15 protein-coding genes are annotated in these 14,757 nt (G+C 75.1%); 3 read left to right on the plus strand and 12 right to left on the minus strand.

Annotated features, from left to right (window positions below; genetic code table 11):
* Window positions 1-6: 6 nt before the first annotated feature.
* From R4Z62_RS04405 to R4Z62_RS04425, 5 genes are all read right to left on the minus strand, one after another.
* Window positions 7-3,000 carry an AAA family ATPase gene (locus tag R4Z62_RS04405; protein WP_491519176.1) on the minus strand — a complete coding sequence of 998 codons (2,994 nt, stop codon included), beginning with the start codon at window positions 2,998-3,000 and terminating at the stop codon, window positions 7-9.
* A 46-nt stretch (window positions 3,001-3,046) separates the two neighbouring features.
* Complete coding sequence (locus tag R4Z62_RS04410; RefSeq protein WP_491519177.1) at window positions 3,047-4,216, minus strand: exonuclease SbcCD subunit D; 1,170 nt, start codon at window positions 4,214-4,216, stop codon at window positions 3,047-3,049.
* A 120-nt stretch (window positions 4,217-4,336) separates the two neighbouring features.
* Window positions 4,337-4,963 carry a YigZ family protein gene (locus R4Z62_RS04415; protein ID WP_491519178.1) on the minus strand — a complete coding sequence of 209 codons (627 nt, stop codon included), beginning with the start codon at window positions 4,961-4,963 and terminating at the stop codon, window positions 4,337-4,339.
* 58 nt (window positions 4,964-5,021) lie between these two features.
* On the minus strand, window positions 5,022-5,564 hold the full coding sequence (locus tag R4Z62_RS04420) for a SixA phosphatase family protein (protein WP_491519179.1): 543 nt from the start codon (window positions 5,562-5,564) through the stop codon (window positions 5,022-5,024).
* Window positions 5,561-6,292: a hypothetical protein gene (locus R4Z62_RS04425; RefSeq protein ID WP_382850427.1), complete on the minus strand. Its 732-nt coding sequence runs from the start codon at window positions 6,290-6,292 to the stop codon at window positions 5,561-5,563. The genes R4Z62_RS04420 and R4Z62_RS04425 overlap by 4 nt, the downstream gene beginning before the upstream one ends.
* Window positions 6,293-6,461: 169 nt before the next feature.
* On the opposite strand from R4Z62_RS04425, the gene R4Z62_RS04430 reads away from it, so the two are divergent.
* Window positions 6,462-6,878, plus strand: a complete 417-nt coding sequence (locus tag R4Z62_RS04430; protein WP_491519180.1) for a CoA-binding protein — start codon at window positions 6,462-6,464, stop codon at window positions 6,876-6,878.
* A 63-nt stretch (window positions 6,879-6,941) separates the two neighbouring features.
* Here the strand turns inward: R4Z62_RS04430 and R4Z62_RS04435 are convergent, their stop codons facing one another.
* From R4Z62_RS04435 to R4Z62_RS04445, 3 genes are all read right to left on the minus strand, one after another.
* Window positions 6,942-7,496, minus strand: a complete 555-nt coding sequence (locus R4Z62_RS04435) for a YbaK/EbsC family protein (RefSeq protein WP_382850421.1) — start codon at window positions 7,494-7,496, stop codon at window positions 6,942-6,944.
* A 42-nt stretch (window positions 7,497-7,538) separates the two neighbouring features.
* Window positions 7,539-8,114 (minus strand): helix-turn-helix domain-containing protein, encoded by a 576-nt coding sequence (locus R4Z62_RS04440; protein WP_382850418.1) that lies wholly within the window; start codon window positions 8,112-8,114, stop codon window positions 7,539-7,541.
* 185 nt (window positions 8,115-8,299) lie between these two features.
* A complete protein-coding gene (locus R4Z62_RS04445; protein ID WP_389601590.1) occupies window positions 8,300-9,106 on the minus strand; it encodes an acyltransferase in 807 nt (268 codons plus the stop codon).
* A gap of 133 nt (window positions 9,107-9,239) precedes the next feature.
* On the opposite strand from R4Z62_RS04445, the gene R4Z62_RS04450 reads away from it, so the two are divergent.
* Window positions 9,240-9,815 (plus strand): gamma carbonic anhydrase family protein, encoded by a 576-nt coding sequence (locus tag R4Z62_RS04450; RefSeq protein WP_064531504.1) that lies wholly within the window; start codon window positions 9,240-9,242, stop codon window positions 9,813-9,815.
* A gap of 48 nt (window positions 9,816-9,863) precedes the next feature.
* On the opposite strand, the gene R4Z62_RS04455 is transcribed toward R4Z62_RS04450, so the two are convergent.
* Complete coding sequence (locus tag R4Z62_RS04455) at window positions 9,864-10,517, minus strand: DedA family protein (RefSeq protein WP_491519181.1); 654 nt, start codon at window positions 10,515-10,517, stop codon at window positions 9,864-9,866.
* 237 nt (window positions 10,518-10,754) lie between these two features.
* Window positions 10,755-11,192: a DUF4442 domain-containing protein gene (locus R4Z62_RS04460; protein WP_018571151.1), complete on the minus strand. Its 438-nt coding sequence runs from the start codon at window positions 11,190-11,192 to the stop codon at window positions 10,755-10,757.
* A gap of 144 nt (window positions 11,193-11,336) precedes the next feature.
* Here R4Z62_RS04460 and R4Z62_RS04465 point away from each other — a divergent pair, with 144 nt between their 5' ends.
* Window positions 11,337-12,392 (plus strand): DUF8017 domain-containing protein, encoded by a 1,056-nt coding sequence (locus R4Z62_RS04465; protein ID WP_355483752.1) that lies wholly within the window; start codon window positions 11,337-11,339, stop codon window positions 12,390-12,392.
* A gap of 125 nt (window positions 12,393-12,517) precedes the next feature.
* Here R4Z62_RS04465 and R4Z62_RS04470 read toward each other — a convergent pair whose 3' ends face one another.
* Complete coding sequence (locus R4Z62_RS04470) at window positions 12,518-13,363, minus strand: spermidine synthase (RefSeq protein WP_064531507.1); 846 nt, start codon at window positions 13,361-13,363, stop codon at window positions 12,518-12,520.
* Window positions 13,364-13,558: 195 nt separating this feature from the next.
* A complete protein-coding gene (gene tuf, locus R4Z62_RS04475) occupies window positions 13,559-14,728 on the minus strand; it encodes an elongation factor Tu (protein WP_064531508.1) in 1,170 nt (389 codons plus the stop codon).
* Window positions 14,729-14,757 lie beyond the last annotated feature (29 nt).

Genomic DNA, 14,757 nt, shown 5'->3' on the forward strand with positions numbered 1-14,757 from the left:
GCAGGCTCAGGCGAGGCCGGTCTGCCGCACGGACGACCCCGACCGCCCCTTGACGACCTCCAGTTGCGCGTGGACGCGACGGCGCAGGTCCGCGACATGGCTGACGATGCCGACGCTGCGGTCGCGTTCGCGCAGGGAGTCGAGGACGTCGAGGACCTCGTCGAGGGTCTGGTCGTCCAGGCTGCCGAAGCCCTCGTCGATGAAGAGGGTGTCCAGCCGGACCCCGCCCGCCTCGTCGGTGACGACGTCGGCGAGGCCGAGGGCGAGGGCGAGGGACGCGAAGAACGTCTCGCCGCCGGACAGGGTGGCCGTGTCCCGCTCGCGGCCGGTCCAGGCGTCCACGACGTGCAGCCCGAGGCCGCTGCGCCCGCGTCCGGCCCGGTCGTCGGAGTGGACCAGGGTGTAGCGGCCGGAGGACATGCGCCCCAGCCGCGCGGTGGCGGCGGCGGCCACCTGTTCCAGGCGGGCGGCGAGGACGTAGGACTCCAGCCGCATCCGGCGTTCGTTGTCGGCGGAGGTGCCCGCCGTGAGCGCGGCGAGCCGGGCCACCCGGTCGTACTGCGTGCGCAGCGGGGCGAGCCGGCGTACGCCGGTGGCCGCCCGTGCGGAGAGCCGGTCGAGTTCGGCGCAGCGGCGGGCCGCCGCGTCCCGCGCGGAGGCGGCCTCGCGCAGCCGCCGCCCGGCCGTCTCCGCGGTGGCCTCCGCCGCGGGGACGTCGGCGGCGGGCTGTCCGGCGGCGGCCACCGTGTCGGCCTCGGCGAGCATGGCGCGGACGGCCGCCTCCTCGGCGTGCCAGGCGTCCAGGCGGTGCTGGAGGTCGCGGTGGGCGGCGTCGTCGAGGAGGGCGTCGGACGCGGCACGCGGGGTCTCGAAGCCCGCCCGGAAGGCGGCCTCGGCGAGCCGCCCGTCGGCGTCCTTGAGGCGTTCGGCGCTCTCCTCGGCGGCGCGCGCCGCGTCGGCGGCGTCGGCGAGGCGGGCGGCGTGCCGCTCCAGTTCGGCGGCGCGGGCGGCGACGCTGCCCGCGCCGCCCCGGGCCTCGGCCAGTTCCGCTTCGAGGGCGGTGCGTTCGCGGTCCAGGTTCTCCCTGCGGGTCTGCCGGGCGGCGGCGCGGACCTCGGCCTGCCGCAGCACGGCCAGGCGCCGGGCGTGCTCCTCCTCGGCCGTGCGCAGCTCCACCTGCGCGGCGTGCAGCGCGGACGCCTCGCCCCGCGCACGCGTGAACAGCCGCTCCAGCTCGGCGGCCTCCCCGGCGAGCTGGGCGGCGGGCGCGTCACCCGCCTCGGCGGTGGCGGCGGCCAGCGCCTCGCGTACGGCGGCGAGGCTGCGCTCGTCCCGCGCGCGCTGTTCCTCGGCGTCCTGGTGGGCAGTCTGGGCGCGCTCCTCGGCCGCCCGGTCGACGTGCCCGGCCACCTTGCGCGCGGGCGCGGGGTGCTCGGTGGCGCCGCACACGGCGCAGGGCGCGCCGTCGGTGAGCCCGGCGGCCAGTTCGGCGGCGATGCCGTTCAGCCGCTGTTCCTTCAGGTCGAGCCAGCGGTCCCGGGACCGTACGGCGCGCTCGGCGGAGTCCAGGGCGGACCGCTGCGCCTGTGCGGCCTCCCCGGTCAGCCGGTCGCGGGTGCGGGCGGCCTCCAGCCGGGTCCGCGTGGACTCCCGGCGCACGGCGAGCTGTTCGGCCCGGCCGGCCGCCTCCTGCGCGGACTCGATACGGGCCTGGAGGGCGGCGCGGGCCGTGTCCCAGCCGGCGAGCCAGCCCTCGGCGTCGTGCAGCTGGTCCTCGTCGGCGCGGGCCTGGCGGTCCACCTCGGCGCGTTCGGCGGCGAGGTGGGTCAGGCGGCGCTCGGCGCGGCGGGCCGACTCCAGGCCGCCCAGTTCCTCGGCGGCGCGGCGCGCGGCGGCGGCGAGCCCGGCCGGACCGGCCTGCGCGCTGTCCTCGGGCAGCAGGGCACGCGCGCGTGCGTCGGCGGCGGTCGCCCGGCGGTGTTCGGCGTCGGCCGCCTCGCGCAGCGCCAGGGCGGGCGCCACGGTCTCCGCCTTGCGTCCCCGCGCCATCCGCTCCTGCGCCGCGCGGTGGACACCGGCCCGCTCGCCGAGCCGTTCGGCGCGCTGCCGCGCCTCGGCGAACCTGCGTTGCAGCCGGGCCCGTTCGCGTACGTCGTCCAGGGCGCGCGCGGCGGCGGCGCGCGCGGTCTCGGCGGCCGTGAGCCGGCAGTGGGCGACGGTCAACTGCTCCCGGGCGGTGCTGCGGGCGACGGCCGCGGCGGTCAGGACGGCCTCGGCCAGGCCGGGGTCGCCGGGTGCCAGGGCGGGCAGTTCCATGGCGTCGCCGGCCGCCTGCTGCATGCGGTGCGCGTCCGCGAGCAGCGCGGCGTCGCCCTCGCGGACCTGGGCCTCGGTGGCGCGCCTGCGGTCGGCGAGGCGCCGTTCCACGTCGGCGAACCGCTGGGTGTCGAACAGGCGGCCGAGCAGCTTGCCGCGGGCCTCGGCGTCGGCGCGCAGGAACCGCGCGAACTCGCCCTGCGGCAGCAGCACGACCTGGCAGAACTGCTCGCGGCTCATGCCGAGCAGCTGGGTGATCTCCTCGCCGATCTCCTGGTGGGAGCGGCTGAGGTCCTTCCAGGCGCCCGCCGTCGCGTCGTACTCGCGCAGCCAGGTCTGCGCCTTGTCCACGGTGGTGCCGGTGCCGCGCTTCTTGGGGCGCTCCCAGGGCGGCAGGCGGGTGATCTCCAGGCGCCGCCCGGCGACGGTGACGTCCAGGGTGACCTGGGTGCGGGTGCCTGCGGCCGCGTGGTCGCTGCGCAGGGTGGCGCCCTGGGCGCTCTGCCGGGCTCCGGGCACGGATCCGTACAGCGCGTAGCAGACGGCGTCCAGGACGGAGGTCTTGCCGGCGCCGGTGGGGCCGTGCAGCAGGAACAGCCCGGCGGCGGACAGGGCGTCGAAGTCGACGCTCTGGGTGCCGCCGAAGGGGCCGAAGGCGGTGATGTCGAGCCGGTGCAGCCTCATCGGGCCCCCTCCGGTCCGCCGGGGCACCTCGGGGCGCGGCGGGGGCTCACCGTGCCGCCTCGCGTTCGCGTCCGGCGTCGTCGGCGCGCACCGCGTCGAACGCGTCGCGCAGCACCGCCTGTTCGTGCGCGTCGGGTCCCGCTCCGCGCACGTGGGCGACGAAGTCCCGCGCGATCTGCTCGTCGCTGCGGCCCGCGAGGCGGCGGGCGTAGGACACGTCCGGTTCGTCGGGGGCCCGCTCGGGGGCGAAGACCAGGCTGAGGGTGTGCGGGAAGCGCGCGGCGAGGCGGGCCATCGGGTCGGCCGGGCGGACGGTGTCGGTCAGGGTGGCCTCGACCCAGGAGTCCTCGTGGCGGGTGAGGCCCGGGTCGGCGAGCAGGTCCTCCAGCGGCCCCCGGATCCGGGCCAGCGGGCGGGGGACGGGGCAGTCGACGCGCTCGGCGGTGACGGTCCCGGCCGCGTCCAGGTCGACGAGCCACATGCTCTTGCGGTGCGCCGCCTCCGAGAAGGAGTACGGCAGCGGCGAGCCGGAGTAGCGCACCCGCTCGGTGATGGTCTGGCTGCCGTGCAGGTGCCCCAGGGCCGCGTAGTCGACGCCGTCGAAGACGCCCGCGGGGACGGCGGCGACGCCGCCCACGGTGATGTCCCGTTCGCTGTCGCTGGCCTCGCCGCCGGTGACGAAGGCGTGTGCGAGGACGACGGAGCGGGTGCCGGGCGCACGGCCCGCGAGGTCGGCGCGCACCCGCTCCATGGCGGCGGCGAGGACGGCCTCGTGGCTCGGCCTCGCGACGCCGAACTCGTCCTTGACCAGGGCGGGTTCCAGATACGGCAGCCCGTAGAAGGCGATGTCGCCGTGGGCGTCCCGCAGCACCACGGGGGTGCCGCAGGCGGCGGGCTCGGTGCGCAGGTGGATGCCCGCGCGGCCGATCAGTCCGGCGCCCATACCGAGCCTGCGGGCGGAGTCGTGGTTGCCGCTGATCATCACGGTGGGCACGCCGAGGGCGGCGAGGCGGTGCAGGACGTCGTCGAACAGCTCGACGGCGGCCAGCGGCGGCACCGCGCGGTCGTAGACGTCTCCCGACACGACCACCGCGTCGACCTCGCGCTCACGCACGGTCGCCACGAGGTGGCCGACGAAGACGGCCTGCGCTTCGAGCATGTTCACACGGTGGAACGCCCGGCCCAGGTGCCAGTCGGAAGTGTGCAGGAACCTCATGATCCCCGAAGACTAGCCGCCGGGTCCGACAGCACGGGTGCTCATGCCCGTATCGACCCACCACGCCCGGTGCCGTTCTCCCCCCTTTGTCATCACATGACCGTTGTGTCGCGTGAGCTTTCACGCGTCGCCGTAGGCCTCGCCGCCCAGTTCGAACCCGGCGGTCCCGGCCGTGGCGTCCGCCAGCCAGGACCGGAACGCGTCCACGTCGGCGTCCGGCAGGCCGATCTCGATGGTGACGGCCTCGCCGTAGCGCACGTCGCGCACCGCGCGCCCGGTGGCCCGCAGGTCGTTCTGCACCTTGCCGGCCCGCTGGTGGTCGACGGTGACCGTGGCCAGCCGGAAGCGGCGGCGCGTCACGGTGCCCAGGGTGTCCAGCGCCTCCCCCACCGCGCCGCCGTAGGCCCGGATGAGACCGCCCGCGCCGAGCTTCACGCCCCCGTAGTAGCGGGTGACCACGGCGACGACGTACCGCATGTCCCGGCGCAGCAGCATCTGGAGCATGGGCACGCCCGCGGTGCCGCCCGGTTCGCCGTCGTCGCTGGCCCGCTGGGTGCCGGCGTCGGCCCCGATCACATAGGCCCAGCAGTTGTGCGTGGCGTCGGCGTGCTCCCTGCGGACCGCGGCGACGAACTCCTGCGCCTCCCGCTCGTCGGCGGCCGGGGCGAGCGCGCACAGGAAGCGCGAGCGGTTGATCTCGGTCTCGTGGACGCCGGCTCGGGCGACTGTGCGGTACTCGTCCTGCATCCGGCCAGCCTATGCGGACGCCGCCCGCCCCCGGCCACGGGGCGGAGCGCTGCCGAGGCTAGGACCGCGGGCCGCGAGGCACCAGCAGGGCGGTCAGCAGGGCCGCTCCGGGGGTGAGCGCGGGCCAGCCCGCGCCGCGCCAGGACAGTACGGCGATCGCGGACGTCGGGAACTTCACCCGGAGCCGGTCGAGCGTGTCGTCGAGCCCGTCCCCGGCGAGGTCGCGGACCAGGTCCTCCAGGCCCGGGTTGTGCCCCACCAGGAGCAGCGTCTCGACGTGGGGCGGCACCTCGCGCACCACCTCCAGGAGGCGGGGCGCGTCCGCCGCGTAGAGCCTCGGTTCGTACCGCACGGGCGGCGGGGTGCCCCACTGGGCGGCGGCCAGCTCCCAGGTCCTGCGGGCGCGCAGGGCGGTGGAGCACAGGGCGAGGTCCGGCAGCGTGTCGGCCTCGGCGAGCGCGCGCCCGGCGGCCGGCGCGTCCCGGCGGCCCCGGACGGCGAGCGGGCGCTCGTGGTCGGCGACGCCCTCGGGCCGGGCCGACTTGGCGTGCCGCAGCACCGCCAGACGGCGCAGCGGTCCGGCGGCCGGGCGGACGATCACGCGCCGCGCCCCACGGCGAGGGCGAGGTCGAGGCCGAGCAGCCGGTCGGCGTAGGCGTACGTCTCGAAGCGGGCGCCGTCGGGCAGGTCGGGGCGGGACGCGGCCCGCTCCAGCACGCCGAGCGCCGCCGGGATGTCGAGGTCGTCCTCCCAGGCGGCGCGCAGCTCGGCGCGTACGTCGTCGGGGATCGGCCGCGAGGGCCGGCGGGCCCAGTCCGCGACGGCGCCGCGCCAGCGCGCGAGGGTCGCGCCGGCCTCGTCCAGCGTGTCCGCGTCCAGGCGTACGCGCCGGGTGCGGGGCTGGGCGAGGAGCGCCAGGCGCCAGGCGGCGGGGTCGCCGTCGGGGGCGGGTGTGACGGGGAGCGCCGCGTCCACGGGGGCGACGGCCAGCCGTACGCCGCCGGTCGCGCCGTCGTCGTCCTCGCGGGCCACATGCACCACTTGTGCCTCGCCGAGGGCGGCGCCCAGGCCCCTGCTGTCCTCGAAGGGGTGGATGCCGAGGGCCGCGGCGCCCGCCCGCAGCTCCGCCTGCTCCCGGTCACCGGTCAGCAGGGCCCACACCGGTGTCCCGCCCAGTTCCAGAGCGCGGACGAGCAGGTCGGCGACGAGGAGCACGCGCAGGCCGGTGGCGTCGAAGCCGGACGCGTGCGCCTCGATACGGGTCAGGCCGCGGCGGGCCGGGGCGGCGTCGACGGGCTCGCCGGTTCGGGCGTCGGTGATGCGCAGCACGGGCCGAGCGTAAGGGTCCGAGGGGCCGGGCGCAGGCATGTGGCCCACATTGCGGACGGTGTGGCGGAACCCGGCCGGGGAATCCGCGGCCCGGCCGCGGCGTTGCCGCGTCCGTGGCGCCCTCCCCGAGGCGGGAGCGGCCCTTTCCCGAGGTGTGAGGAGAACAGTGGTGTACGGCGATGCGGAGACGGTGCGCAGGATCCTGACCGGGCTCGGTGACACCTGGGCCGTCGTGGGCCTGTCGAACAACCGGGACCGGGCCGCGTACGGCGTCGCCGAGGTGCTGCGGCGGTTCGGCAAGCGGGTGGTCCCCGTGCACCCGGCGGCGGAGACCGTGCACGGCGAGCAGGGCTACGCCCGGCTGGCGGACATTCCCTTCGCCGTGGACGTCGTCGATGTGTTCGTCAACAGCCGGCTGGCCGGACAGGTCGCCGACGAGGCGGTCGCCGAGGGCGCGCGGGCGGTGTGGTTCCAGCTCGGCGTCGTCGACGAGGCCGCGTACGCGCGCACCCGGGTCGCGGGTCTTGAGATGGTCATGGACCGCTGCCCGGCGATCGAGATCCCGCGCCTGGAGCAGGCGCGCTAGGACCGTGCGCGGATCGGCGCCGGGCCCCTGAGCCCGGCACCACCCCGTCTCCGGCTCCGCCGCTCAGACGCCCAGGCCGTCCAGGACCACGGCCCCCGGGATCTCCGTGAACGCCTTGCCCGGCACCAGGAGCTTGCCGCGCCGCCGGCCGCTGCCGACCAGGACGTACGGCAGGTCGACGACGGCCGAGTCGACCAGGACGGGCCAGTCCTCGGGCAGGCCGAGCGGGGTGATGCCGCCGTACTCCATGCCGGTCTCGCCGGTGGCGACGTCCATCGGCGCGAAGGACGCCTTGCGCGCGTCGAGCTGACGGCGCACCACGCCGTTGACGTCGACGCGGGTGGTGGAGAGGACCACGCAGGCGGCCAGCCGCGAGGTGCCGCCGCGTTTGCCCGCGACCACCACGCAGTTCGCCGACTGTTCGAGCAGCTCGCGTCCGTAGTGCTCGACGAAGGCGGCGGTGTCGGCCCACTGCGGGTCGGTGTCGACGTGGACGATCTGGTCGGCGGGGACGCTGCCGCGCCAGTGGCGCACGGCGTCGGCGACGGGGCCGATCAGTTCGTCGAGGCAGTCGGGGGCGGGGACGGCGTGGTCGAAGTCTCCGATGGGTGCACGCATGGCGGCACGCTAGCAAGGGCCCGGCACGGTCCGCCGGACGTCTCAGTGGGCGGGCGGCGGTACGGACACCACCATCACCAACTCCATGGGAACGGCACCGGTGTTGGCGTACGCGTGCGGGGCGCCCGCCTCGAACGAGGCGCTCGCGCCCGCGGGCACCCGGTACTCCGTGCCGTCCACGGTGAGCGTCAGTTCGCCCGCCGTGACATGGACCATTTCGACGGTGCCGCCGGGATGCGGATCGGAGGCGCTGGACTCCCCCGGCATCAGCCGCCACTCCCACATCTCCAGCGGGCCGGGCGCCTCGGCGCCGGCGAGCAGCCGGTTGTAGCTGCCCGCCTCGGTGTGCCAGAGACGGACCGCCTGGTCGGCGGGGACGATCCGGACCTTGGGGCCCCGCTCGTAGTCGAGCAGGGTGGTGATGCTGACCCCGATCGCGTCAGCGATCTTGACGACGGTGCCGAGGCTGGGGTTGGTGCGGGCCTGCTCGATCTGGATGAGCATGCCGCGGCTGACGCCCGCGCGGGCGGCGAGGGCTTCCAGGGTGAAGCCGCGCTCGCCGCGCCAGCGTCTGACGTTGCGCGCCAGGGACTGGGTCAGCAGTTCGAGGTCCGACACATTCCGTCCAATATGATGAATGCCAGGGTTTACCGCACCGAACTACGGTGGAGTGCACCCGCTCGTCCGCCGAACTGTACTGCGAGGCCGCCGCGACAGCACTCCCCGGCCCGTCGGCCGTCCGGTCGGCCGCCCTCCGCCGTCGCGGCCGCTCCCCCTCCGATGCCCGGCCGGCGCTCCGCCGGTCAGCTCTCCGCGTCCAGCCCGGCGAGCGGACCGGCCGCGGTGTCCTCCGCCAGGGACGCCAGCGCCAGCAGTTGCTCCGGAGTGACGCCGTCCGGTATCGGCACGGGTGCCGGGGTCCGCAGCGGCGGCTGCCAGCCCCCGGCGGGCGTCCAGCGGCGTACGACCCGGGCGGGCGCTCCGGCCACGACCGCGTGGTCGGGCACCTCGCCACGGACCACCGCCCCGGCCGCGACCACCACGTTCCGGCCGATCCGGGCGCCCGGCAGGACGACGGCGCCGGTGCCGATCCAGCATCCCGGGCCGATCTCCACCGGCTCCATCCGCGGCCACTGCTTGCCGATGGGCTGGTGCGGGTCGTCGTAGGAGTGGTTCGTGGAGGTGACGTAGACGTAGGGGCCGAAGTAGCAGTCGCTGCCGATGGTGACCGTGGTGTCGGCGATGACATGGCTGCCGCGGCCGAGGACGACGCCGTCGCCGATGCGCAGGATCGGCTCCGGGCCCAGGTCGAGGTCGGGCATCAGGCCGGCCGTCAGCGTGACCTGTTCGCCGACGATGCAGTGGGCGCCGAGGTGGATCCAGGGCTCGCCGAAGACCGTGCCGAGCGGGAAGGCCAGTCTGGTACCTGTTCCCATCGCACCGAAGCGGAGCCGACCGGGGTGCTCCGCGGTGACGGAACCCGTGCGCTGCACCCAGGCCCAGCCCGCGTGGACGGCGCGCTGCGCGATCCGGCGCGGCCGGAACGAAGACCGAGACGACCACGATGACCACGACGACCATGACGAGAACGTGTTCTTGCGCTGAGGCACCCGCTCACCGTACTCAGGCCCCATCGCCCGCACGCGGCCGGACACCTGTGATCTTCACCCCACCGGATGACGTACGGTGCCCGGGTACCCGGCCCCGAGGAGGCCGCGGACGGCAGCGGAAGGCGGGACGAGGATGACGCGCGAGGCGCTGGTCATGGGCATCGGCGGCCGGGAGCCGCAGGTGGACGCGGAGGCGTTCGTGGCGCCTTCGGCGTCGGTGATCGGTGAGGTGGTGCTCGGCGCGGGGGCGAGTGTCTGGTACGGCGCGGTGCTGCGCGGCGACGTGGAGCGGATCGCGGTCGGCGCGGACAGCAATGTGCAGGACAACTGCACCCTGCACGCCGACCCGACCTTCCCGGTGAGCGTCGGCGCGCGCGTCTCCGTCGGGCACAACGCGGTGGTGCACGGTGCGACGGTCGAGGACGACTGCCTGATCGGGATGGGCGCGACGGTGCTGAACGGGGCGGTCATCGGCGCCGGGTCGCTGGTCGCCGCGCAGGCGCTGGTGCCGCAGGGCATGCGCGTGCCGCCGGGCTCGCTGGTCGCGGGCGTGCCCGCCAAGGTGAGGCGGGAGCTGACGGAGGAGGAGCGCCAGGGGATCACGCTCAACGGCACGATGTACGCGGAGCTGGCGAAGGCGCACCGCGACGCCCACACGCACCGCGACGCCCACGCACGGCGGGAACCGGCGGGCGGCGCCGAGGGCTAGAGCCCCGGGACCCCGGAGGCGGGGAGGGAGCGGAAGGGCGGGACGGTGCTACTCGCCCGCGGCGACCGGCTCCGCCGTCTCGCTCTCCTGGTGGGCGGTCTGCGCCTTCTTGGCCTTGCGCTTGACCACCAGGAAGGAGACGAGGCCGATGAGCACGGCCGCCACCAGGCCGAGCCAGGAGAACTTCTTCAGCCAGGACTCGGCGACGACACCGACGTAGTAGATGACGGCCGTCGTGCCGCCCGCCCAGCAGATGCCGCCGAGCACGTTGGCGATCAGGAACTTCCAGTACGGCATGTGCAGCACACCGGCGAGCGGGCCGGCGAAGATGCGCAGCAGGGCGACGAAGCGGCCGAAGAACACGGCCCACATGCCCCACTTCTGGAAGGAGCGTTCGGCGGTGGCGACATGGCCCTCGCTGAAGTGCCTCGGGAACTTCCTCCCGAGCCAGGCGAGCAGCGGTCTGCCGCCATTGCGGCCGATGGCGTAGCCGATGGAGTCGCCCACGACCGCGCCCGCGGTGGCGCACGCGCCGAGCACGATGGGGTTGATGCCCGAGTTCTGCGAGGACAGCAGCGCGGCGGAGACCAGGACGATCTCGCCGGGCAGCGGAATGCCCAGGCTCTCCAGGCCGATGACCAGCGCCACCACGGCGTAGACGGCGGCCGCAGGCACCGTGTCGAGCCAATCCTGGACGTGCACCGCCGGATCCTCCCCGTTTCGTGTCACGCGCGTCTCGCGTCACGTGCGTTCCCGAGAGGCGCCCCCCGAAAGCGCGCCCCTCAGAAGCGTACCGGGTCGGCCGGCGCTTCCGGCTTCCGCGCGCGAGCGCCCCGGCCGCCGGGCGTGGCACCGCCCGCCGGGGCGGGCGTCCGCAGGCGGCGCCGCTCCGGCCGGCGACGGCGCTCTCGCCGCCGGCGGCCGGGGCCGCGCCGACGGTCAGCTGTTGGGGCGGAGGGTCCAGACCACGGTCATCTCCGTGGTCACGGCGCCGTCCTCGCGCTGGATCTCGACGGCCACCGGGAACTCGGGGCGCTTGCCCTCGTCGAGTTCGGCGACGACCTCGGCGATGGGGCGGCCGAGGGTCGCGGTGGCCTTCACCGGCCCGAGGGCGATCTTCTTGAAGGCGATCCGCGCGTCCACCGGCAGCGGCACCGCGCGGGAGAGCTGGTCGCCGAAGGCGGCGAGGACGATGGCGCCGCTGGCCGACTCGCCGAGGGTGAACATCGCCCCGGCGTGCGGCCCGCCGACGTGGTTGCGGTACTCCTCCTGGTCCGGCAGGGCGAGGACGGCCCGCTCCGGAGTGGTCTCCAGGTACTCGAGGTTCAGGGTGCGAACCATCGGCACCGTGGCGGCGAGCAGTTCGCCGATGGACATCTGATCTGCGCTCATGGCCAGAAGGTTACTCACGAGTAGCGCACTCTGACCAGAGCGGGAGCCGCCCCGCCGTCCGCTTTCTGGTACGTCCCTGACAAGGGCCGGTGACCGAATCGTGTCCCCGGCGCCCTAGGGTTACTGCCCATGTGGCCAGGACAGCAGCCGCCCGGGGGCGAGCAGAACCCGCAGGACCCGCAGAGCAACCCGTACCAGCAGCCGGGGTACCAGCAGCCGAATCCGTATCAGCAGCCGGGCTATCAGCAGCCCAACCCCTATGCGCAGCAGCCGCCGCCTCCTGTGCAGCAGCCGCAGTGGGGCGCTCCGATGCCGCCGCAGCCGCCGGTCGGCGGTGGCAGCGGGAGCGGCGGCGGTGGCGGGAACCGGACGAAGGTCGTCGCCATCGTCGCGGCGGCGGCCGTCGTGGTGGCCGCCGGTGTGACCGGGTTCCTGGTCCTCGGGGGCAAGAAGGACGACAAGGCGGACGGCGGGTCCACCGACCAGAAGGCGAGCCCCTCGGTCTCCGCCCCGGCCTCCTCCGCCACGCAGAACGATCCCACCGTCGACCCGACGGAGGACAACCCCCGGGGCAACGAGACGGAGAAGCCGCAGGTCGCGGGCTGGAAGGTGGTCGTCAACCCGAAGTGGGGCGTCGCCTTCGACGTGCCCGCCGACTGGGAGGTCAAGGCCCCCGGTGTCGGCGTCGGGTTCGAGGACCACAAGACCGGCAAGCTGCTCGCGGTCATGTCCGGAGTCGCCCAGGACAAGTCCAAGTGGTGCACGTCCGACGACGACAAGGACGGGCGCACCGAGGACACGTCCCTGGCCACGGCGGGCGTCAAGGGCGCCGACGGCGCGAAGAACACCGACGAGGTCGCCGTGAACACGGTGCCCTGGTGGGTCTACGGCGGCTTCACCCAGCCCGACAAGAAGAGCCTCACGTTCGACAAGAAGGCCAAGCCCTTCAAGACCACCTCGGGCATCCAGGGCAGCATCGCCTGGGCGCAGTCGACGAAGACGCCGATGAAGGGCAAGTGCGCGACCGACGGGAAGGCGCTCACCTTCGGCTTCAAGAACTCCAACGGCGACTTCGTGTCCTGGAACTTCTACGGGGTCAAGGGCGTCAAGGACGAGGTGCCCGAGGCGACCGTCATGAAGGTCCTCGCCACGGTCCGCCTGCACGGAACACCCACCGGCGGCTGAGAACCCGCCGGGACCGCCACGGCCACCAGGGCCGCCGCCGCCAGGACCGCCACGGCAGGGCCGCCGCCGCCAGGACCGCCACGGCAGGGCCGCCGCCGCCAGGACCGCCGCGGCCGCCGGGCCCGTCAGCCGATGCCGAAGGCCCCGCCCGGGGGCTCGGGGGACGCCACGGCGTCCTCGTCGCGCACCGGGCGGGCGGCGCCCGCGAACTTCCGCAGCGCGGCGCCGTGTTCGACCCGGGCGGGGAAGGTGTCCGAGGCGGTGCGCCGGGCCAGGGCGGCCGTGTCGAGCGGGCGGTGCGCGGCGGCGAGCACCGCGTTGCCGAAGCGGCGGCCCCGCAGCACCGCGGGCTCGGCGATCAGCACCGTCTCCTCGAACACCTCGGCGAGCGTGGCGAGCTGGGAGCGCAGGAACGCGAACGGCGCGGCGTCGGCGAGGTTGACGACGTGGACGCCGCCCGGCCGCAGCACCCGCTCCGCCGCCCGCGCGCAGCCGAGAGAGGTGAGGTGCGCCGGGACACGGGAGCCGCCGAAGACGTCCGCGACCAGCACGTCCGCCGAGTCCGCCGGGGCACTCTCCAGCCAGGCGCGGGCGTCGGCCGCGTGCAGCGTGATGCCCGATCCCGCGGGCAGCGGAAGGCATTCCGCGACCAGTTCCAGCAGCCCCCGGTCGGCCTCGACGACGTCCTGGCGCGAGCCCGGCCGGGTCGCCGCCACGTAGCGGGGCAGCGTGAACGCGCCGCCGCCCAGATGCAGCACGTCCAGCGGCCGGCCCTCCTCGGCCACCGTGTCCAGTACGTGCCCGATCCTGCGCGTGTACTCGAACTCCAGGTGAGCGGGCGCGTCCAGGTCGACGTACGACTGCGGCGCCCCGTCCACCGTCAGCAGCCACGCGCGCTCGCGGTCGACGTCGGGCATCAGCTTGGCGGTCCCGTGGTCGACGGCACGGCTCACGGGGATGGGCTCGGTCACTCCCCCATTGTGCCGGGCCAGGCAACCCCTCATTGTGCCGGGACAGGCAACGGGCCTGGCACCGGGCCGGAACGGCAGGCGCCGCGGAGGGCGGCAGCGGCAGTCGGTGGGAGCGGGGGCGGCCCGCTGCCGCCGCCCCCGCTCCCACCCCGCTGCCACCCCGCTGCCGCCCCGCTCACCGGACCGCGCGCGGCCTCACTCCACGGAGGTCACCGTCCCGGCCCCCACGGTCCGGCCGCCCTCCCGGACGGCGAAGCCGAGACCCGGCTCCAGGGGCACCTCGCGCCCCAGTTCCACGGTCATGGTGACCGTGTCCCCGGGCCGCGCGAGCGCCGCCCCGCCGAGGTCGACGTCACCGACCACGTCCGCGGTGCGGATGTAGAACTGCGGCCGGTAGCCGGTGGCCACCGGTGTCGTCCGGCCGCCCTCGCGGCCCGACAGCACGTACACCCGCGCGGTGAACCGCCGCCGCGGCGTCACGCTGCCGGGGGCGGCCACGACGTGCCCGCGGCGGACCGCGTCGCGCGGGACACCGCGCAGCAGCAGCGCCACGTTGTCCCCGGCCTGCGCCTCCCGCATGGGCTTGCCGAAGGTCTCCAGGCCGGTGACCACCGTCTCGGTCGCGGCGCCCAGCACCTCGACCCGGTCGCCGACCCGGACCGTGCCGCGCTCGACGGCGCCGGTCACGACGGTCCCGCGGCCGGTGATGGTGAGCACGTTCTCCACCGGCAGCAGGAACGGCGCGTCCAGGTACCGCTCGGGCATCGGCACATAGGTGTCGACGGCGTCGAGCAGCGCCTCGACCGACGCCGTCCAACGGGGGTCGCCCTCCAGCGCCTTGAGTCCGGAGACCCGGACGACCGGTACCGCGTCACCGGCGTAGCCCTGGCGGGTGAGCAGGTCGCGGACCTCCAGCTCGACCAGGTCGGTCAGCTCGTCGTCGCCCGCGTCGGCCTTGTTGAGGGCGACGACGATGTGGTCGACGCCCACCTGCCGGGCGAGCAGCACGTGTTCGGCGGTCTGCGGCATGATCCCGTCGAGCGCGGAGACGACGAGGATCGCCCCGTCGAGCTGCGCGGCCCCGGTGACCATGTTCTTGACGTAGTCGGCGTGGCCGGGCATGTCGACGTGCGCGTAGTGCCGGGTGTCGGTCTCGTACTCGACGTGCGCGATGTTGATGGTGATGCCGCGGGCGGCCTCCTCGGGCGCCCGGTCGATGCGGTCGAAGGGCACGAACGTGCCGCCGCCGCGCTCGGCCAGGACCTTGGTGATGGCCGCCGTCAACGTGGTCTTGCCGTGGTCGACATGGCCCATCGTGCCGATGTTCAGATGCGGTTTGGTGCGGACGTACGCCGTCTTGGACATGGGTGTACCTCGAAGCCGGTGAGAAGTGT

It is taken from the genome of Streptomyces sp. PL-25, from assembly GCF_058344915.1.